This window comes from Pseudarthrobacter sp. NCCP-2145, assembly GCF_023708005.1.
Taxonomy (GTDB): domain Bacteria; phylum Actinomycetota; class Actinomycetes; order Actinomycetales; family Micrococcaceae; genus Arthrobacter; species Arthrobacter oxydans.
Map to the genome: position 1 here is coordinate 218,973 of NZ_BRCG01000003.1, position 18,221 is coordinate 237,193.

Consider the following 18,221-nt stretch of genomic DNA (forward strand, 5'->3'; position numbering starts at 1 on the left):
AGTTCACGGTGCTGCTTTAGGTTATTCCTTCAGGCACTCTGCTCGAAGGGACCAGTCATGGCCAGTATTGCCGAGGTGTTGGGACGTCTGACGCCGGAAGAACTAGATGAGCTCCACAGCCTTGGTCCACAGGGCCACCTGCCGCGGCACCTGGTTGACGCCCTGGACCGGGCGGCCGGCGGTCCCGGCTCCGGCCGCGGCTACTACGTGCCCACCGGCAACGTGAACAGCACCGGCGGCCCGCTGCTGGTGCTCCGCAGCGACGTGTCCGGCTGGCTGCTCAACTCCCGGCGTGACGACCCCGATTCGCTGCCACGCCACAACGGCTAACTAACCAATCAGCAGGCTCAACGCCTCGGTGAGGTGCTCCACTTCCCGTACGGAAAAACCGGCCGGGATGGGCCCCGGCCCTGCATGGCTGGCTGGAACAACGGCATGCGTAAACCCGAGCCGGTGCGCTTCCTGGATGCGCTGGTTGATGCCGGGCACCGGCCGGACTTCGCCGGCGAGGCCCACCTCGCCGAAGGCAATCAGCCGGATGGGGAGGGGCTTGCGGGCCTTTGCCGATGCTACGGCCAGGGCAACTGCAAGGTCCGTCGCCGGCTCGCTGAGCTTCACCCCGCCCACGGTGGCCACGTAGGAATCATCCTTGTGCAGCAGCGTTCCCGCGCGCTGCTGCAGGACAGCCAGCAGCATGGAAACCCGCGAGGAGTCCAGGCCGCTGGTGGCGCGCCGCGGCTGGGAATTTGGGCTCTCCGCCAGCAGGGACTGCACCTCGGCCAGCAGAGGGCGGCGGCCTTCCATGGTGACGGTGATGCAGGTGCCGGACACGGGTTCCTTGGTGCGGCTGACAAAGAGCCCGCTGGGGTCAGCCAGGCCCTGGATGCCGTCCTCGTTCAGGTCGAAGCAGCCAACATCGTCCGTGGGCCCGTAGCGGTTCTTGACGGCACGGAGCAGCCGGAGCCGCGAATGCCGCTCGCCCTCGAACTGGCACACCACGTCCACCAGGTGCTCCAGCAGCCGCGGCCCCGCAATGGAGCCGTCCTTTGTCACGTGTCCCACCAGGAGGGTGGTCATGTTCCGCCTCTTGGCCGCGGCGATTATGGACGCTGCCACTTCGCGGACCTGCGAAACGCCGCCGGCGCTGCCGTCGACATCCGCGCTGCTGAGGGTCTGCACCGAGTCCACGATCAGCAGCCGCGGCTCAATCTTCTCCACCTGCCCCAGGGCCTGGCCCAGGTCCGTTTCCGCAGAGAGGTACAGCGATTCGGCCACGGCGTCGATCCGCTCGGCGCGGAGCTTCACCTGGGCCGCGGATTCCTCACCGGTCACGTACAACACGTCCTGTGCGGTCCGGGCGAACTTCGCCGCAACGTCCAGCAGCAGGGTGGACTTGCCCACCCCGGGCTCACCGGCCAGCAGGATCACGGCGCCCGGAACCAGGCCGCCGCCCAGCACCCGGTCCAGCTCATCAACGCCCGTGGGCAGGAAGGCGGCCGTGGTGGCGTCCACCTCGGCAATGCGGCGGGCCGGCTCCAGGACTGTAGTGGCCGCCGTCGTCCGCGCAACAGCGGCGCCGGTCTCCTCAACGGTGCCCCACGCCTGGCACTCGCCGCACCGGCCCACCCACTTGACCGTGGTCCAGCCGCACTCAGCACATTTGTAGGCGGGCGCCTTGGAGGCCCGGGAAGTCTTCGTTGCCATGGATTCCACCCTAGTGGCGGGCACTGACAATCACCGGCACCGCACTTGCCTGTGATCCATGCCATCTGTATAGTCGAACCCCGAAGGCAATTTCGCCTACAGGATTGTTACCCGTGAATGGGGCAAGACCTGAGAAGCACACTCTGTGCGTCTCGGGTCTTTTTTTGTGCCCAAAAATAGACAGAGAGGTCTGACATGGCAACTGTGGACTACCGGTCGCTGGCCGGAGATATCCTCCAGGGGGTGGGCGGCGAGAGCAACATCGCCAGCGCCACCCACTGCGCAACGAGGCTCCGGCTCAAGCTGCGCGACGACAGCAAGGCGGACCAGGCCGCAATCGAGAAACTGCCCGGCGTGATCACCGTGATGAAGGCCGGCGGACAGTTCCAGGTTGTCATTGGCAACAACGTTCCCTCGGTCTACGCCGAGCTCGGCAAGATCACCAAGCTCACCGACGACGACGCAGAAGCCGGCGACGAGCCGGTTTCCCACGGCAACCTCTTCAACCGCTTCATCGACCTGATCGCCTCAATCTTCTCGCCGGTCATCTGGCCGCTGGCCGCAGCCGGCCTGCTCAAGGCGTTCCTGAGCATGGCCACCCAGTTCGGCTGGCTTGACCCCGCATCGCAGACCAACGTGATCCTGGCAGCCACCGCGGACGCCATCTTCTACTTCCTGCCGGTGTTCCTGGCAGTCACCGCTGCGAAACGGTTTAAAACGAACCAGTTCACCTCCATGGCCATCGCCGGTGCTCTGGTCTACCCGAGCATCGTGGCGCTCGCGGCGCAGGCCGAACCCGTCAACTTCGCCGGTATTCCCATGGTGATGATGAACTACACCAGTTCGGTCCTGCCCATCATTGTGGCGGTCTGGCTGCAGGGCTACGCGGAGCGCTTCCTGACGCGTGTGCTGCCTTCCGCCATCCGGAACTTCACCACGCCGCTGCTGACGCTCCTGGTCATGGTGCCGCTGGTCCTCCTGACCGTTGGCCCCGTCACCACCTTCGCTGCGCAGGGCTTGTCCGCGGGCATCAACGCGGCCTTCACGTTCGCGCCGTGGCTGGCCGGTGCCGTCATGGGCGGCTTCTGGCAGGTCTTCGTTCTCTTCGGCCTGCACTGGGGACTGGTTCCGGGCATGCTCAATGAAATTTCCACCCAGGGTTATTCCCTGCTCATGGGTCCGCTGCTCGCCGCCGTATTGAGCCAGGCCGCCGCGACGCTCGCCGTTTTGTTCCGCACCCGCAACAAGGCCCGCCGCGCGGTCGCCGGCCCCGCGGCCCTCTCCGGCTTCCTTGCCGGCATCACCGAGCCCGCCATCTACGGTGTCAACCTGCCCCTGAAGAAGCCGTTCTACTTCGGCATTGCGGGCGGCGTGATCGGCGGCGCCATCGCAGCGGCCGGCGGCAGCGGTGCCACGGCGTTCGTTTTCCCGTCCCTCCTCGGCCTCCCCGCCTTCAGCCAGGTGGGCAACTTTGGCCTGCAACTGCTGGGCACCGGTGCCGCCGTCGTCGTCGCCTTCACTCTGACGTTCTTCTTCGGCCCGCGTGAGGAGGCGGTGGCAGCAGCGCCCGACGCCGGCACTCCGGTTCCCGAGGCAGTTTCCGGTGCGCCGGCATCAGCTTCCTCCGGGCCCACCACAGCAGCAGCTACCGCGGCCGGCACCGTTGACATCGTTGCCCCCGTCGCGGGAAGGGCCGTGGCGCTTGCCGATGTCCAGGACAAGGTGTTCGCTTCCGGTGCCATGGGCAGGGGCCTGGGCATCATCCCGGCGGACGGGCACATCTACTCACCCATCACCGGAACCATCAAGGCCGCAATGAAGACCGGCCACGCGTTCGGCATCAAGTCCGAGGACGGTGTGGAGGTCCTCGTCCACATCGGCATCGACACTGTCCAGCTGCAGGGGCGGGGTTTCGAAGCCGCTGTCACGCGGGGCCAGCAGGTCCGGGCCGGTGACCTGCTCGCCGTCGTGGATCTCGCACTGGTGGCCGAGGCCGGTTACGACACCACCACCCTGGTGATGGTCACCAACACCGCCCAGCTCGGCAGCGTGGACCCGGTGGACGGCGGCACGCTCGCCCAAGGCGACACCGCCATCACCGTCCGCCTCTAAGCCCCCTTAACACTGGGCCTCCATTAGCCCTTGCACCGCACTTCCAGCCCCGCTGGCATTTTCCAGTCCAACTGACAAAGGAACGATCAACCGTGACCACCACTTTCCCCGAAGGATTCCTCTGGGGCGGCGCGACTGCCGCCAACCAGATTGAAGGCGCTTACAACGAGGGCGGCAAAGGCCTGTCCATCCAGGACGTGATGCCCAGGGGCATCACGGAGATCCCCACCGAGGGGCCGACGCCGGAGAACCTCAAGCAGGTGGCGATTGATTTCTACCACCGCTATGCCGAGGACATTGCCCTTTTCGCGGACATGGGGTTCAAAGTGTTCCGGTTCTCCATCGCCTGGAGCCGGATCTTCCCGCTGGGCGACGAAGAGACACCCAACGCCGAAGGCGTGGCCTTCTACTCCCGCGTCCTGGATGAACTGGAGAAGCACGGCATTGAGCCGCTGGTAACCATCAGCCACTACGAGACCCCGCTGCACCTGGCCAGGAAGTACAACGGCTGGACCAACCGGGAGCTGATCGGCTTCTATGAGCGGTACTGCCGCGCCCTGTTCGAGCACTTCGGTGGGCGGGTGAAGTACTGGCTCACGTTCAATGAGATCAATTCCGTGATCCATGAGCCGTTTATGTCCGGCGGCATTCCCACCCCCAAGGACCAGCTCACCAAGCAGGACCTCTACCAGGCAATCCACCACGAACTGGTGGCCTCCGCGCGGGCCACGAAACTTGCGCGCGAGCTGATGCCCGGCGCGCAGGTAGGCTGCATGATCCTTGCGCTGCCCACCTACCCGCTCACCCCGGACCCCTCGGACGTGGTGGCGGCCATGCTCACTGCCCAGGACAGCTACGCGTTCGGTGACATCCACTGCCGCGGCGAGTATCCCGGTTACCTGCTGCGGTACTTCCGGGACAACGGGATCGAGCTGGAGATCACGGCGCAGGACCGTGAGGACCTGAAAAACACCGTGGATTTCGTCTCGTTCAGCTACTACATGAGCATCTGCGAGACCGCCGATCCCGCCAAGAAGACCAAGGGGCCCGGCAACATCATGGGCGGCGTTCCCAACCCCACCCTCAAGGCGTCCGAGTGGGGCTGGCAGATCGACCCGCAGGGGCTGCGGGTGGCACTGAACGATTACTGGGACCGCTGGCAGAAGCCGCTGTTCATCGTGGAGAACGGGCTGGGTGCGGTGGACCAGCTGGTGGAGGTCGACGGCGAAAAGACCGTCGTTGACGATTACCGCATCGGCTACCTCAACGACCACCTGGTCCAGGCCCGTGAGGCGGTTGAAGACGGCGTCCAGCTCATGGGTTACACCTCCTGGGGCTGCATCGACCTGGTCAGTGCCTCCACCGCCCAGATGAGCAAGCGCTACGGTTTCATCTACGTGGACAGGAACGACGACGGCACGGGCTCCATGGAGCGCTTCCCCAAAAAGTCCTACGGTTGGTACAAGGAAGTCATCGCCACCAACGGTGCCAGCCTGAAAGACTAGCGCCAGCCCGAACGACAAACACCACCAGGGGAGTATCCCGCTTCAACGATGAAAGGAGGACGGCGTGGAGGTGCTGCGCGTTTTCAACAACAACGTCGTCCTCGCCCGGGCCGCGGACAGGGGAGAGGTCATCCTCACCGGCCGCGGCCTGGGCTTCCAGGCAAAGCCCGGCCAGCAGGTGGATGAGGCCAAGGTGGTCCGCGTCTTCGTTCCCGAGGACGGCCGCAACGCGGACAACTTCGGCGCGCTGGTGGCGGCCATCCCGCCCGAACACCTGGCACTGGCGGACCAGGCTCTGGACATTGCCCGTGGCGGACTGCGCGGGCCGCTGAACTCCACCACAGTGGTGGCCCTGGCGGACCACCTGAGCTTCGCCATCAAACGCCTGCGGCAGGGCCTGAACATCGAATACCCGCTCAGGGCCGAGGTTGCCCACCTCTATCCTGACGAGCTGCGCATGGCACAGCAGATCGTGGACTTCGCCAACGCCCGGCTCGAGGAATCACTGCCCCGCGACGAGGCCGTTGCCGTGGCACTGCACCTGGTCAACGCCGGGTTCGCCAGCGGCGACCTCTCGTACACCTACCAGATGACCGGCGTCTTCGCGCAGCTGTTCGAAGTCCTGGAACAGGCCTACGGACGCTCCTTCGACCGGGAGACCGTCAACGCCGCACGGTTCATCACCCATCTGCGGTACTTTTTCGTCCGCGCCCACACCGGACGGCAGCTCGCCGAAGGGGCAACAGGGCTGGGCTCCGCCATCCGGGAGGCGTACCCGGAGGCATTCGGCACCGCATTGAAACTGCAGGCCGTCCTGGAACTCCGGCTCGGCCAGCCCCTCACCGACGATGAGGTCACGTACCTCACCCTGCACGTCGCCCGCATGGCCGATGACCTCCGGCTCCTGGACAGGACGGAGCAAACCGGAGCCGAAGCAACCCCCCAGGCCTAGAGCGCGGGCAGCACGTCCCGGGCTTCGCGGGCATCCATCCCGGTGGCCTCCAACAGGTCCACCATCAGCGGCCGGTACAGCATCACCACCGTCTCACCCTCAAGCCGCTGCACCTCCAGCAGCTTGGGATGCAGGCGCAGGGCGATCTCGCTCAGGTCCTGGCGGGCGCTGCGCAGGTGGGCGCGGCGGACGCCGTCGTGCGTTTCCGCCAGCCCCAGCGAAAGCTCGTCAATGGCGGCAGCGGTCTCCTGCAGCACCTCGGCGATGTTTTCTGTCGCCTCATCCGACAACGCCGCGTGGTTGATGGCGCTGGTCAGCCTGCGGGCGAACACCCGGCTGTTCCGCAGCGCCAGGTCGATGAAGTCCAGCGACTGTTTGAGCCGGTCCAGCTCGTCCCGGTGCCTCCTGTAGGCGGGCGCCAGGGTGGCCACCTCCCCGGAAGCACGCAGGGACTGGCGCATCCCGTCCACCAGCGGCTGGCAGTTCCTGCCCCGAATGAGGGCGTGCCACGCCTGGGTGGAGTCGCTGTTGACCAGTGCGCCGGCGCACTCGCGCAGCACCTCGGCCAGCTCATGCAGCAGCTTCTGGACGTCCTTGCGCGGCTCGCGGCGGGGGTCCTTGGGGGCCAGGATGGTCACCAGCAAAGCGAAGAGTCCGCCCACCACGGCATCGATGCTCCTCGTAAACGGACCACCGGACGGTGCAGGCAGCAGCACCACCAGCAGCGACTGCAGGGCCAGCTGGGTGGTGAAGATGTTCCCGCTGTCGAGGAACCTGGCGAGCAGGATGGAGAAAAGAAGCACGACGGCGGCCTGCCAGATTCCGGCGCCCAGCCAGTGCAGGAGCAGGTCGCCCACCGCGATGCCGATGGTGCAGCCCAGGCCCACCTCCAGTACCCGCCGCAGGCGCGGTTCCCGGGAGAAGCCAAGCGCGATCAGCGATGATGTGGCCGCGAAGAGGGGACCGGAGTGGCCCAGCACGTATTCCGCGAAGGCGTAGGCACCCACGGCGCAGACGGTCATCTGGATGGCCGGGATGAGCGAATTCCGGCTCCGGATCATGCCGGTGCGGAAGCGGCCGCGGAGGAACCGCCTGCCTGCTGAGAGTCCTGCTGCGGGAGCCATGCCGTCCAGTCTATTGCTGGCACGCACATTTCCTTTGGCAACTCCTGGGGCGCCGGTGCACTACGGCCGGACATGTGATCTGCGCAATGGTGACCGGGCATTTGTCAGCGAATATCCCGCCGTCGTTAATCCTCCGTTCACTTTGGTCCGCCCGTCCCGTTACCTGCGGAGCCTAACTTCGATGAAGGTACAAAACCTACGCATCGCGCAGCAGGGTTCTCCGTCCCTGTCCGCAACTGAAAAACCCTGGAAGGGGTACATCTAGTGAAGGCACTCCGCTTCGGCCGCCACGCGGCTATCGCTGTTATCGCAGCCGGCGCTCTCGCGCTTACCTCCTGCGGTTCAGACAACGCTACGGGCACCGCCCCCGCAGGCGACCAGGCTTCCTCCGGCCCGAAGGTCACCGGCACCCTCACGGGCATCGGCGCTTCCTCCACCGGCGCAGCCATGGATGCGTGGAAGGCAGGCTTTGCCGCCGCAAACCAAGGCGCCACCGTGCAGTACTCCCCGGACGGCTCCGGCGCGGGCCGCAAGGCCATCATCGACGGTTCGGCGCAGTTCGCCGGTTCGGACGCCTACCTCAAGGACGAGGAGTTCGAGAGCTCCAAGGCCGTCTGCGGGCCCGATGGCGCCATCAACATCCCCGTCTATATCTCCCCGATCGCCGTGGCCTTCAACATTCCCGGCGTCACCGAGCTGAAGCTGGACGCCGCCACCGTGGCCAAGATCTTCCGCGGCGAGATCAGCAACTGGAATGACCCCGCCATCGCGGCAATGAACGAGGGCGTCAGCCTCCCGGACCTCAAGGTCACCCCGGTGAACCGCTCTGACGACTCCGGCACCACCACCAACTTCACCGACTACCTGGCATCCGCGGCACCCGAGGTGTGGACGGACAAGTCCTCCGGCGTCTGGCCCGCGAGCCTCCAGGGTGAGAACGCCAAGGGAACCTCCGGCGTGGTCAAGACCGTCACCGACACCCCCGGCGCCGTGACCTACGCGGACGATTCCGCAGTAGGCGGCAAGCTGGGAACCGCCTCGATCAAGGTGGGCGAGGAGTTCGTCAAGATCTCCGCCGAGGCTGCCGCCAAGGCCGTTGAAGCCGGCGAGCCCGTTGAAGGCCGCGCCGAGACCGACGTCGCCATCAAGCTGGACCGCAAGACCACCGCTTCCGGCGCCTACCCCGTGGTGCTGGTCTCCTACCACGTCGTCTGCAGCGCCTACGATTCCCAGGAAACGGTTGACCTGGTCAAAGCCTTCGAGAGCTACGTAGTGTCCGAGGAGGGACAGCAGGCCGCCGCGGATTCCGCGAAGTCCGCCCCGCTGTCCTCCGCTCTTGCGGAGAAGGCAACCACGGCGATCGAGTCCATCAAGGTCAAGTCCTAACCACCGCTCCACTGCCGGGTTCCCCGCCTGCCGAAAGGCAGTGCGGGGAACTTGGCTTTGGATAATGCTTCCTCCCCTCCCAGCAACCAACCGAAGGGCCGTCGAATGACCGCCACCCCCCTGACAAGTACCCAGGGCGCCGGGCGCGCCGGGGACAAAATCTTCTCGGGCGCCGCGCTGGCCGCCGGCTGCCTCATTCTCGCCGTCCTCTTCGGCGTCGCACTCTTCCTGGTGGTCCAGGCCATCCCGGCGCTCACCGCGCCGGCCGCCGAGATCCAGGGCGGCGAAGGTTTCTTCGCCTACATCTGGCCCATCGTCATCGGCACGCTCATCGCCGCGGTCATCGCGCTGGTGATCGCCACGCCCATCGCCATCGGCGTGGCGCTGTTCATCTCGCACTTCGCCCCGCGCGGGCTGGCCGCCGGACTCGGCTACATGGTGGACCTCCTCGCCGCCATCCCGTCCGTGGTCTACGGCGCCTGGGGAGCTGCTTTCCTGGCCAAGGAAATCTCGCCGGCCTACAACTGGCTCGCCGCGAACATGGGCTGGCTGCCCATCTTCCAGGGACCTGCCTCGGCCACGGGCAAGACCATCCTCACCGCAGGCATCGTGCTCTCCGTCATGGTGCTTCCGATCATCACCTCACTGTCCCGGGAAATCTTCCTGCAGACCCCCAAACTGCACGAGGAAGCGGCGCTCGCACTGGGTGCCACCCGCTGGGAAATGATCAAGATGTCCGTCCTGCCCTTCGCACGCCCCGGCATCATCAGCGCCGTCATGCTGGGCCTGGGCCGGGCCCTCGGCGAGACTATGGCCGTGGCCCTGGTGCTCTCCTCCGGCGCCCTCACCGCCAGCCTGATCCAGTCCGGCAACCAGACCATCGCCGCCGAGATCGCGCTCAACTTCCCGGAGGCCAGCGGGCTCAAGGTCAGCACCCTGATCGCCGCAGGCCTGGTCCTGTTCGTCATCACCCTGGCCGTGAACATGATCGCGCGCTGGATCATCACCCGGCACAAAGAATTCTCGGGAGCCAACTAAATGACCTCCACGCTTACCCCCGTGCGCAGCAAGCGCTCGGCACTCACCAAGGGCCAGCTGCCCAAGTACGCCCCCTACGTGGTCCTGGCCGCAGCGCTGATCGCCGGCGCCGCGATCCTGGCGCTGGTGGGCTTCAATGCATTCGGCTGGGGAATCGTCTCGGCAATCCTCTTCGCCGTCGGACTGGTGTCCTGGAGCGCTGCCGTTGAAGGCTCCCGCAAAGCCAAGGACAAGCTGGCCACCTGCCTGGTGGTGGGCTCCTTCCTGATCGCCCTGCTCCCGCTCATCTCGGTGATCTGGACTGTCCTGGTCAACGGCATCCCGGGCCTCCTGAACCCCGGCTTCCTCACCACGTCGATGAACGGTGTCACCGGCGTCTATGACAACCGGGCAGTGGAGGAAGGTGCGCCGGTGATCGGTGGCATCTACCACGCACTCCTGGGAACCATCCAGATCACCCTGCTGGCCACCGTGATCTCCGTGCCTGTGGGCCTGCTGACCGCGATCTACCTGGTGGAATACGGCAACGACGGCCGGCTGGCCCGCGCCATCACGTTCTTCGTGGACGTCATGACCGGCATCCCCTCCATCGTGGCGGGCCTCTTCGCAGCAGCCTTCTTCTTCGCCGTGGTGGGCCCCGGGACCAAAACCGGTGCCGTGGCCGCCGTCGCGCTTTCCGTGCTGATGATCCCCGTGGTGGTGCGTTCCAGCGAGGAAATGCTGAAGATCGTCCCCAACGAACTGCGTGAAGCGGCGTACGCGCTGGGCGTGCGCAAGTGGCGCACCATCCTCAAGGTGGTGATTCCGACGGCGATCTCCGGCATCGCGTCGGGCGTCACCCTGGCGATCGCCCGCGTTATCGGTGAGACCGCGCCCATCCTGGTCACCGCAGGGTTCGCCACCAGCATCAACTCCAACGTGTTCAGTGGCTGGATGGCGTCGCTGCCCACCTTCATCTACACCCAGATCCTGAACCCCACCTCGCCGGCGAACCCCGACCCGTCGTCGCAGCGCGCCTGGGGTGCCGCCCTGGTGCTGATCATCCTGGTGATGGTCCTCAACCTCGCGGCACGGCTGATTGCCAGGATCTTCGCCCCAAAGACCGGCCGCTGACGGCCGGGCCGCCCCAACCCCTTCCGGTCCTGCGGGCCGGATGCCAGACTTCAATTCATACCCAGTCAGTTAAGGAACACCATGTCTAAGCGCATCGACGTCAAGGACCTGAATGTCTACTACGGCGATTTCCTTGCCGTGGAGGACGTCACCATCAACATCGAAGCCAAGTCCGTAACGGCATTCATCGGCCCCTCAGGGTGCGGCAAGTCCACGTTCCTGCGGACACTGAACCGCATGCATGAGGTCCTCCCCGGTGCCCGCGTGGAAGGCGAGGTCCTGCTGGACGGGGACAACCTCTACGGCCCCGGCGTGGACCCCGTCACCGTCCGCTCGCAGATCGGCATGGTGTTCCAGCGCCCCAATCCGTTCCCCACCATGTCCATCCGCGACAACGTACTGGCGGGCGTGAAGCTGAACAACAAGAAGATCTCCAAGGGCGAGGCCGATGTCCTGGTGGAACGCTCCCTGAAGGGGGCCAACCTGTGGAACGAGGTCAAGGACCGCCTGGAGAAGCCGGGCTCCGGCCTCTCCGGCGGACAGCAGCAGCGGCTCTGCATTGCCCGGGCCATCGCCGTGGAACCGCAGGTGATCCTCATGGACGAGCCGTGCTCCGCGCTGGACCCCATCTCCACGCTGGCCATCGAGGACCTCATCAATGAGCTCAAGGACCAGTACACCGTGGTGATCGTGACCCACAACATGCAGCAGGCAGCCCGCGTATCGGACCGCACAGCCTTCTTCAACATTGCAGGCACCGGCAAGCCCGGCAAGCTCATTGAGGTGGGGGACACCCAGACCATCTTCAGCAACCCCGTCCAGAAGGCCACTGAGGACTACGTCTCCGGCCGGTTCGGGTAAAGCCGCCACAGCATGGAGGCGGCCCGCGGGGAGGGGGCGGAACACTGCGGGGCAGGGCCAAGGTGCAGGTCAGAAATAGCTGCTGGCCAGAATCGGAAGCATTTAGTACGCTGAACTAGATACTTTGGAAACTAGTAAATAGCATGCTTAGGAGTTTTCCCTTGACGCAGATGGCAACCGGCCGCAGAGGCCACCAGCTTAAAGTTTCCAGGCCCGGGACCGCGAATGCCGTCCAGCAGAACGATCCCCTTGACCATCTGTACACTGGCGCCCCTCTGTCCTTTGAGGATGCGGGGGCTCCGGTTTCTTTCGCCGACTCCGGCGCGGCTGCAGGCCCTGTGCTTGCCGCCGCAACCGGCGCTGCGGACGGGGAGGACTACGTTTCCGCGGTATGGCGCACCAGTTCGTACCTGGAAACTGTCCAGTGGGAGCTGGATGTTGCCCACGAGTCGCTCAGGCAGGCCATCAAGCAGGCGGCGAGCCACGGGGTGGACCAGGGTGCGCTGCTCCAGGCGGCGAATATGACGCCGGAGGAGCTGGCAGCAGCACTGTTGGACAGCCCTCCTGCATTTCCCGCAGCCACGTAGCTGCTGCAGCAATGTGCTGCTACTCCGGGATTTCCAGCTGGAAGCCGCACCGGCAGCGCAGGACACGGGTGGGCAGGCAGACCATGTTAAGGCTGCCGCCGTTGTTGCTGCTCCGGTAGCAAAGCCTTTCGATTTCCAGCCCCGCCTCTTCCAGGGGGAATCCGCAGTGGATGTAGTCATCGCCGAACATGATGACCTTGGCCATCCAGCGGACCTGGTGGAGGGCCGCGGCAACATCCCCCGCGTAGGCGAGGTGCTCGCTGAACAATCCGCAGTCGTTGCAGGTGTAGGAGACGGTGACCAGGTCCCCGTTGGCTGCCCCCATTGCCCTGACGGCATGGATGGTCAGCTGGTGCTCCGTACCGCAGGTTTCGCAGCGCAGCTGGCGTGGCTGGGGTGGGGAGTGCCGGGGATTTGAAGTAGACACGATGCCTGCTCTTTTCCACAGTGTGCATCCTGGCCGCCGATATGCTGCAGCGGCGTTGTCCGCGGCCGTGCACCCGGCGGCGGATGTTGGTCCCTTATTGCTGTGTGCCGTTTACTGCTGTGTGGCTATGAATTGCTGGGGACCCACTTTCGAATCTACGTCACCGGAATGCGGCTGTACAGGGAAGGGCGGGCAACCGTAGTGAACCCGTAACCGTAACCAACGTCCCGACCCGGTTCACCTAGCGTGCGAACGGGGTCATCGCCAGCGCCAGCACAAACGCCAGTGCAGCCGTGGCCAGCGGGGTCAGCAGCCAGAGCCCCACGATCCGGATCACCAGTTTCCGGTTCGTGACGGAGAAATGCTGGTTCTCGCCCGCGCCCAGGACTGCCGCCGTCACCGTGTGCGTGGTGGACAGCGGCCAGTGCAGCCCGATGGCGCCCACGAAGAGCATCACCGCGCTGAAGATCTGGGCCACAGAACCCCGCAGGGGATCGATCCGGGTGATCTTGTACGCGATGGTGTGCGAGATCCGCCAGCCCCCGAACAGCGTCCCGGCAGCCATCATGACGGCGGACAGCAGAACCACCCACAAGGGTATGGTGCCGGGATCGGAATATCCTGCCGCCAGCAGGGCCAGGAGCAGCACCGCGCTCACCCGCTGCCCGTCCTGCAGGCCATGCCCAAAAGCCACCGCCCCGGCAGCGATGGCCTGGCTCCTGCGGAAGCGGTGGTTGACCACGTTGGGCTGCGTGTAGCGTGCCGCCCACGTGGCCGGATACACCAGCATGAAGGCGCCGCTGTACGCAACGAGCGGGGACAGAACCAGCGGCAGCACCACCTGGAACAGCAGGGACTGGTCCACCCCTCCCACGCCGGAACCGCCCACCGCCAGGCTGGCCAGGCCCGCGCCGGCCAGGCCGCCCACCAGGGCGTGCGTGGAGGAAGCCGGAATGCCCCGCCACCACAACAGGATTCCCCAGGCGCAGGCGCTCGCCAGGCCGGCCACCAGGATGCTCAGGCCACCGTTGCCCGGTGGAAGACTGATCCAGGCCTGGCTGACGGCCACGGCCAGGCCGGCGCTCAGCAGGGCGCCCACAAAGTTGAAGAAGGCCGCCAGCAGCACCGCCACGCTGGGGGTGAGTGCCCGGGTCCGCACCGCAAGCGCCACGGACGTGGAGGCATCACGGAAGCCGTTAAGGAAGGTAAACGCCGCGGCCAGCAGGACCACGAAACCGAAGATGACCGGGGTCACCTCAGGATTCCTTGACGATGATGCTGCCCACCTGGGTGGCGATCCGCCGCATGTCCTTGGTGACTTCCACCAGCTGGTTGGCGATGTCCCGGTTGCGGGAATACTGCGCCCATTTCATGTCCGCAATCATGTCTGCCACCCACACCCGGTGCGTCCTCTCGGCGCGCTGGGCAAGGCGGAGGATTTCGATCCAGTAGTCCTCGAGGTCGTCCAGGTTGTTGAGCCGGCGCATGGCGTCCACTGTCAGCTCGGCCTGCCGGCTGATGATCTCCAGCTGGTCGGCCGCACGTTTGGGCAGCCGCTCCAGTTTGTACAGGGCCACCAGCTCGGCGGCCGCGTCCATTTTTTCCATCGCCTCGTTGAGGTAGCGGGAGAGCGCGTACATGTCCTCGCGGGGGAGGGGGTTCACGAAGCTGGTGCGCATGTGCGTCAGGAGGGCGAAGTGCAGTTCAGCCGACTTCGCCTCGTGGTTGTGCATGTCCTCCACGAGCTTGCCGTGCTCGGCGGCGGGGACGCCCAGGATTTCCGCAAGGGTGGCACTGGCCAGCACGATCTGCTGGGCCAGCTGCGAAAGGAGGTTCAGCCCGGCGGGCTCCTGGGGAAAAAGGCGCAGCTTCACGTGTTTACCGGTCTCCGGGAAAAGTACAGGGCGGGGGGTTGCTGCCGTGTGACTTGACCCCGGCGGGCAACTGAGCCCCACTCTACCGGCCTGTGGCTGGGCACCTGAAAAACAGCGCGGCGAAGCCCCTGAGAAATGGGCCGGGAGCCGGGCCGGGAGGTGCGGGAGGGAAACCGTCCGGCAGCAGGCATGAAAATGGTGCCGAACCGGATACGCCTCTCGGCGGTAGGCCGCTCTAGGCGGCTAATTGTTGAAGCCCGGGGGTTTCGCGGCTCGGCACCGGTTTCAGTTTTCTACTTTGGCTGGCGCAAGTCAATCTTGACAGATGGGGCCAGGGCGGGGCAGCGGGGCTGATTCAGTCGAGTTCTCCCAGTCGCCACGCGTTCGCGGCGTGCTCCAGGTCCTCGGCGGTCTTCACCAGCTGGTGCGAGTTCCGCGTGAGTTTGCTGGCGTGCGCTTCGTTGCCATGCTCGGCACCGTCGGCGATGGTTGCCTGGCCGAGCGCCACTACCCGGCAGAACGCTGCGGAACGTTCCAGCGCAACGTCGAATTCGCCGTCGAACGCTCCGGAAAGGATGGCGTCCGCCATGCTCCGCATCTCATCTGCGCCCGGCGGCTCGGCCGCCCCTGCCACCACGTTGGACACCTGGGCGGTGTCCTTGCCGGCCCGGAAGTACACCGAGATGCGCTCCGGGTCCTGGACCGTGGCAGCGCGCAGGGCGTACAGGCGCCACAGGGCGCCGGGCAGTGAACGTGCGGGACTCTCCGCCCACATCTCCGCAATGGCCTCGAGCCCCTGCTCGTCGGCGAGCTTCACCAGGCGTTCGGTGACCACGGGATCGTCGCTGTCACGGCCGTGGCGGACCAGCGCCTGGGCAGCGAGGTGGGCGGCCTCCGAGATGCGCGCGGGATCCGCGCCTCCGGCGAAGGGCTCGAAGTCGATGGGAGCGAAGGGCTTGGGCTTGTGGTGCCGGTTCGCGCCGCCGTACTGGCTGGATCCTGCTTGCTCACTCATGCCCCCACGCTACTCCTGTGCCGAGGCGGAAATCGAGCATCCGCCGCTCCCTCCGCCTCTGGATTCCGCGGCGGGCGGCTGGCCGGGAGCCCCGTGCGAACCCGCCGGAACCATGGGTTAGAGTATTAACGTCCAGAAATGGATTGGGCCGGGTGGCCCGCACATACGCTGCGAACCATCCGGCAGGGGCCTTTAGCTCAGTTGGTAGAGCATCGGACTTTTAATCCGTGGGTCGTGGGTTCGAGCCCCACAGGGCCCACTCTTTGAGAGAAGAGTGGTACGTCCCCGGCATCCTGGCAACAGGACGCCGGGGACGTTTTCTTTTCCCGGACCGGATCCGCGGGCAAGCCCAGAACTCCCGTATCCAGGCCAAACAGGGTATCCGGGCCAACCGGCGGGCAGAATGGGCACATGGCAAAAAGCAGCAAGGGGCGGATGCCGCGCCTGGAAGATGTGGCGGACCGGGCAGGCGTCTCCCACCAGACCGTCTCCCGCGTGATCAACAACCACCCCAATGTCAGCGAAGCGACGCGCGCCAAGGTTGAGGCGGCCATCGCCGAACTGGGGTACCGGCGCAACACCGCTGCCCGGAGCCTGGTGACCCGGCGCTCGCAGACCATCGGTGTCCTGGCCAGCGAACTGTCACAGTACGGCCCGGCCCATACCCTCCTGGGTGTGGAGCAGGCGGCGCGGAACGCCGGCTACTTTGTCAGCATCGCCGCCCTGCGCGAGGTCAGCCGGGATGCCATTGCCGACGCCGTCAGCCACTTCATGGACCAGGCCGTGGACGGGATCGCGGTGCTGGTTCCGCACTCGGACACCCTGCTTGCCCTGGATGAAATGCGGCTGCCCGTGCCCGTGGTGGCCGTGGGGTCCCTCGGCAACAGCAATGTCAGCGGGGCCATGGTGGACCAGCGCCGCGGCGCCCAGCTCGCCGTCGAACACCTTATTGGGCAGGGACACCGCCGGATCGGGCACCTGGCAGGACCCCCGGACTGGATCGACGGTTCGGAACGCGCGGAGGGCTGGCGCGAGGCGCTCCTGGACGCCGGGCTCGGGGACGACCTCCTGCTGCAGGGCGACTGGAGCGCCGGCAGCGGGTATGCCGCCGGCCGGAAGCTCGCCGCCGACCGCCGTGCCACGGCACTCTTCGTGGGGAACGACCAGATGGCCCTGGGCATGCTGCGCGCGTTCGCCGAAGCGGGGGTCAGGGTGCCCGACGACGTCTCCGTGGTGGGCTTCGATGACCAGCCGGAATCGGGGTACTTCACCCCGCCGCTCACCACGGTGCGGCAGGACTTCGAGGAGCTGGGCCGCCGCTGCATGGACATCATGCTCAAGGAGATCGAAGCCGGCGCCGCGGTCAGTTCCACCGTGGTCACGCCGGAACTGGTCCTCCGCGCCAGCACCGCCCCGCCTGTGGAGGCCGCCCCGTAACCGCGGTCATGACGGGTGCCGGTGTCCGCCCCGGTGCCCGGCGCAAAAAATTTTAAAAAGAATTTCCATGCACGTGCATCCAGCTCCGATGCTGCGCCGGTAGTAGAGGTGTAAGCAAAAAATGCCCGCGAGGCGGGCCGATCAATGGAGATAGACATGCGCAACAGGATTTTCACAGCAGGCGCCGGTGCAGCGGCAATCGCAGCAGCCATCGCTCTCGCCGGCCCGGCCCAGGCTGCGGAGGGGGACGCCCAACTGTCGGTCCTCCACGGTGTCCCCGGCCTGACCGTCGACGTCTGGGTCAACGGTGACCGGACCCTCGATGACTTCACCCCCGGCAGCCTGGCCGGCCCGCTGGCACTGCCGGCAGGAGCCTACGAACTCGCCATTACCGCCTCGGATGCCGCTGATGCTTCCGCGGCCGTCATCGGCCCCGTGAGTGTCACGCTGGCCGCCAACGGCAACTACACCGCCGTCGCCAACCTCGATGCAGCCGGCAACCCCACAGCCAACCTCTTCACCAACGACGTCTCCCAGATCGAGGCCGGCAAGGGCAAGCTGACCGTCCGCCACACCGCTGCCGCTCCCGCCGTCGACATCCTTGCAGGCGGTTCCCCCGTCATCACCAACCTTGCCAACCCGAACGAGCAGACGCTGACGCTGGACCCCGGCACCGTACCGGCAGCAGTTGCCGCCACCGGAACCACCGCCCCGGTCATCGGCCCGGCCGACGTCACGATCGCCGAAGGCACGCACACCATCGTGTACGCCTGGGGCAGCCTCGCGGATTCGAACCTGCAGCTTGCCGTGCAGACCATTGAGGGCCTGCACTCCGCTCCGGGTTCAGTGCCGGGTGCCCTTGACGGCTCCACCGTTGCAGCTCCGGCAGACTCCACTGCCCTGATGGTCGGTTTCGGCGCCGCAGCCCTGGCACTGATCCTCGGCGGCGTGGGTGCAGCCCGCACCGTCGCCGCCCGCCGGGCAGAGTAGCACCACTGGCGGCCGCCCGGTGAATGCCGGGCGGCCGCCGCTTTTCCATCCGCTGCGCCGGTTCCTTCCCGGGCCTGCCGAGAGAAAGGCCGGGCA

17 protein-coding genes and 1 tRNA gene are annotated in these 18,221 nt (G+C 66.2%); 12 read left to right on the plus strand and 6 right to left on the minus strand.

Annotated elements, in window-relative coordinates:
* Positions 1-57: 57 nt before the first annotated feature.
* The gene (locus NFU08_RS03990) at positions 58-330 is read left to right on the plus strand and encodes a hypothetical protein (RefSeq protein ID WP_174178322.1); all 273 of its coding nucleotides are present in this window, start codon (positions 58-60) and stop codon (positions 328-330) included.
* On the opposite strand, the gene radA is transcribed toward NFU08_RS03990, so the two are convergent.
* Positions 331-1,704 (minus strand): DNA repair protein RadA, encoded by a 1,374-nt coding sequence (gene radA / locus NFU08_RS03995; RefSeq protein WP_104185665.1) that lies wholly within the window; start codon positions 1,702-1,704, stop codon positions 331-333. It lies immediately after the preceding gene.
* A 195-nt stretch (positions 1,705-1,899) separates the two neighbouring features.
* Between radA and NFU08_RS04000 the strand changes: the two genes are divergently transcribed.
* The 3 genes from NFU08_RS04000 to NFU08_RS04010 all read left to right on the plus strand — a co-directional run bounded on the left by NFU08_RS04000 (position 1,900) and on the right by NFU08_RS04010 (position 6,273).
* On the plus strand, positions 1,900-3,816 hold the full coding sequence (locus NFU08_RS04000) for a beta-glucoside-specific PTS transporter subunit IIABC (RefSeq protein WP_251420893.1): 1,917 nt from the start codon (positions 1,900-1,902) through the stop codon (positions 3,814-3,816).
* A 92-nt stretch (positions 3,817-3,908) separates the two neighbouring features.
* Positions 3,909-5,321: a glycoside hydrolase family 1 protein gene (locus NFU08_RS04005; RefSeq protein ID WP_251420895.1), complete on the plus strand. Its 1,413-nt coding sequence runs from the start codon at positions 3,909-3,911 to the stop codon at positions 5,319-5,321.
* A gap of 64 nt (positions 5,322-5,385) precedes the next feature.
* A complete protein-coding gene (locus NFU08_RS04010) occupies positions 5,386-6,273 on the plus strand; it encodes a PRD domain-containing protein (protein ID WP_251420897.1) in 888 nt (295 codons plus the stop codon).
* On the opposite strand, the gene NFU08_RS04015 is transcribed toward NFU08_RS04010, so the two are convergent.
* Complete coding sequence (locus tag NFU08_RS04015) at positions 6,270-7,397, minus strand: aromatic acid exporter family protein (protein ID WP_174178337.1); 1,128 nt, start codon at positions 7,395-7,397, stop codon at positions 6,270-6,272. The genes NFU08_RS04010 and NFU08_RS04015 overlap by 4 nt on opposite strands.
* Before the next feature lie 264 nt (positions 7,398-7,661).
* Here NFU08_RS04015 and pstS point away from each other — a divergent pair, with 264 nt between their 5' ends.
* The 5 genes from pstS (at position 7,662) to NFU08_RS04040 (ending at position 12,382) form a co-directional block, all read left to right on the plus strand.
* The gene (gene pstS, locus NFU08_RS04020; protein WP_174178339.1) at positions 7,662-8,783 is read left to right on the plus strand and encodes a phosphate ABC transporter substrate-binding protein PstS; all 1,122 of its coding nucleotides are present in this window, start codon (positions 7,662-7,664) and stop codon (positions 8,781-8,783) included.
* A 105-nt stretch (positions 8,784-8,888) separates the two neighbouring features.
* Positions 8,889-9,821, plus strand: coding sequence for a phosphate ABC transporter permease subunit PstC (gene pstC, locus NFU08_RS04025; RefSeq protein WP_251420899.1), 933 nt, complete (start codon positions 8,889-8,891; stop codon positions 9,819-9,821).
* Positions 9,822-10,934 carry a phosphate ABC transporter permease PstA gene (gene pstA / locus NFU08_RS04030; protein WP_251420901.1) on the plus strand — a complete coding sequence of 371 codons (1,113 nt, stop codon included), beginning with the start codon at positions 9,822-9,824 and terminating at the stop codon, positions 10,932-10,934.
* An 81-nt stretch (positions 10,935-11,015) separates the two neighbouring features.
* Positions 11,016-11,795 carry a phosphate ABC transporter ATP-binding protein PstB gene (pstB, locus tag NFU08_RS04035; protein WP_066273199.1) on the plus strand — a complete coding sequence of 260 codons (780 nt, stop codon included), beginning with the start codon at positions 11,016-11,018 and terminating at the stop codon, positions 11,793-11,795.
* A gap of 170 nt (positions 11,796-11,965) precedes the next feature.
* Positions 11,966-12,382 (plus strand): hypothetical protein, encoded by a 417-nt coding sequence (locus tag NFU08_RS04040; protein ID WP_251420974.1) that lies wholly within the window; start codon positions 11,966-11,968, stop codon positions 12,380-12,382.
* Positions 12,383-12,401: 19 nt separating this feature from the next.
* On the opposite strand, the gene NFU08_RS04045 is transcribed toward NFU08_RS04040, so the two are convergent.
* The 4 genes from NFU08_RS04045 to NFU08_RS04060 form a co-directional block, all read right to left on the minus strand.
* The gene (locus NFU08_RS04045) at positions 12,402-12,809 is read right to left on the minus strand and encodes a hypothetical protein (RefSeq protein WP_251420903.1); all 408 of its coding nucleotides are present in this window, start codon (positions 12,807-12,809) and stop codon (positions 12,402-12,404) included.
* A 241-nt stretch (positions 12,810-13,050) separates the two neighbouring features.
* Positions 13,051-14,064, minus strand: a complete 1,014-nt coding sequence (locus NFU08_RS04050; protein ID WP_174178349.1) for an inorganic phosphate transporter — start codon at positions 14,062-14,064, stop codon at positions 13,051-13,053.
* A 1-nt stretch (position 14,065) separates the two neighbouring features.
* Positions 14,066-14,683, minus strand: coding sequence for a DUF47 domain-containing protein (locus NFU08_RS04055; protein WP_174178351.1), 618 nt, complete (start codon positions 14,681-14,683; stop codon positions 14,066-14,068).
* Positions 14,684-15,038: 355 nt separating this feature from the next.
* Complete coding sequence (locus NFU08_RS04060) at positions 15,039-15,698, minus strand: hypothetical protein (RefSeq protein ID WP_066273207.1); 660 nt, start codon at positions 15,696-15,698, stop codon at positions 15,039-15,041.
* A 186-nt stretch (positions 15,699-15,884) separates the two neighbouring features.
* Here NFU08_RS04060 and NFU08_RS04065 point away from each other — a divergent pair.
* The 3 genes from NFU08_RS04065 to NFU08_RS04075 all read left to right on the plus strand — a co-directional run bounded on the left by NFU08_RS04065 (position 15,885) and on the right by NFU08_RS04075 (position 18,125).
* Positions 15,885-15,957 (plus strand) — tRNA-Lys (locus tag NFU08_RS04065).
* Between the two features lie 152 nt (positions 15,958-16,109).
* Positions 16,110-17,135 carry a LacI family DNA-binding transcriptional regulator gene (locus tag NFU08_RS04070; RefSeq protein WP_174178355.1) on the plus strand — a complete coding sequence of 342 codons (1,026 nt, stop codon included), beginning with the start codon at positions 16,110-16,112 and terminating at the stop codon, positions 17,133-17,135.
* A gap of 156 nt (positions 17,136-17,291) precedes the next feature.
* Positions 17,292-18,125 carry a DUF4397 domain-containing protein gene (locus tag NFU08_RS04075; protein ID WP_174178357.1) on the plus strand — a complete coding sequence of 278 codons (834 nt, stop codon included), beginning with the start codon at positions 17,292-17,294 and terminating at the stop codon, positions 18,123-18,125.
* Positions 18,126-18,221: the final 96 nt, after the last annotated feature.

What these genes read in the sequence shown, in the direction of transcription:
- NFU08_RS03990 (WP_174178322.1), top strand. Translation starts at nt 58, where the DNA reads ATGGCCAGTATTGCCGAGGTGTTGGGACGTCTGACGCCGGAAGAACTA.
- NFU08_RS04015 (WP_174178337.1), bottom strand. Translation starts at nt 7,397, where the DNA reads ATGGCTCCCGCAGCAGGACTCTCAGCAGGCAGGCGGTTCCTCCGCGGC.
- NFU08_RS04070 (WP_174178355.1), top strand. Translation starts at nt 16,110, where the DNA reads ATGGCAAAAAGCAGCAAGGGGCGGATGCCGCGCCTGGAAGATGTGGCG.
- NFU08_RS04040 (WP_251420974.1), top strand. Translation starts at nt 11,966, where the DNA reads ATGGCAACCGGCCGCAGAGGCCACCAGCTTAAAGTTTCCAGGCCCGGG.
- NFU08_RS04000 (WP_251420893.1), top strand. Translation starts at nt 1,900, where the DNA reads ATGGCAACTGTGGACTACCGGTCGCTGGCCGGAGATATCCTCCAGGGG.
- pstA (WP_251420901.1), top strand. Translation starts at nt 9,822, where the DNA reads ATGACCTCCACGCTTACCCCCGTGCGCAGCAAGCGCTCGGCACTCACC.
- NFU08_RS04060 (WP_066273207.1), bottom strand. Translation starts at nt 15,698, where the DNA reads ATGAGTGAGCAAGCAGGATCCAGCCAGTACGGCGGCGCGAACCGGCAC.
- pstB (WP_066273199.1), top strand. Translation starts at nt 11,016, where the DNA reads ATGTCTAAGCGCATCGACGTCAAGGACCTGAATGTCTACTACGGCGAT.
- pstC (WP_251420899.1), top strand. Translation starts at nt 8,889, where the DNA reads ATGACCGCCACCCCCCTGACAAGTACCCAGGGCGCCGGGCGCGCCGGG.
- NFU08_RS04075 (WP_174178357.1), top strand. Translation starts at nt 17,292, where the DNA reads ATGCGCAACAGGATTTTCACAGCAGGCGCCGGTGCAGCGGCAATCGCA.
- radA (WP_104185665.1), bottom strand. Translation starts at nt 1,704, where the DNA reads ATGGCAACGAAGACTTCCCGGGCCTCCAAGGCGCCCGCCTACAAATGT.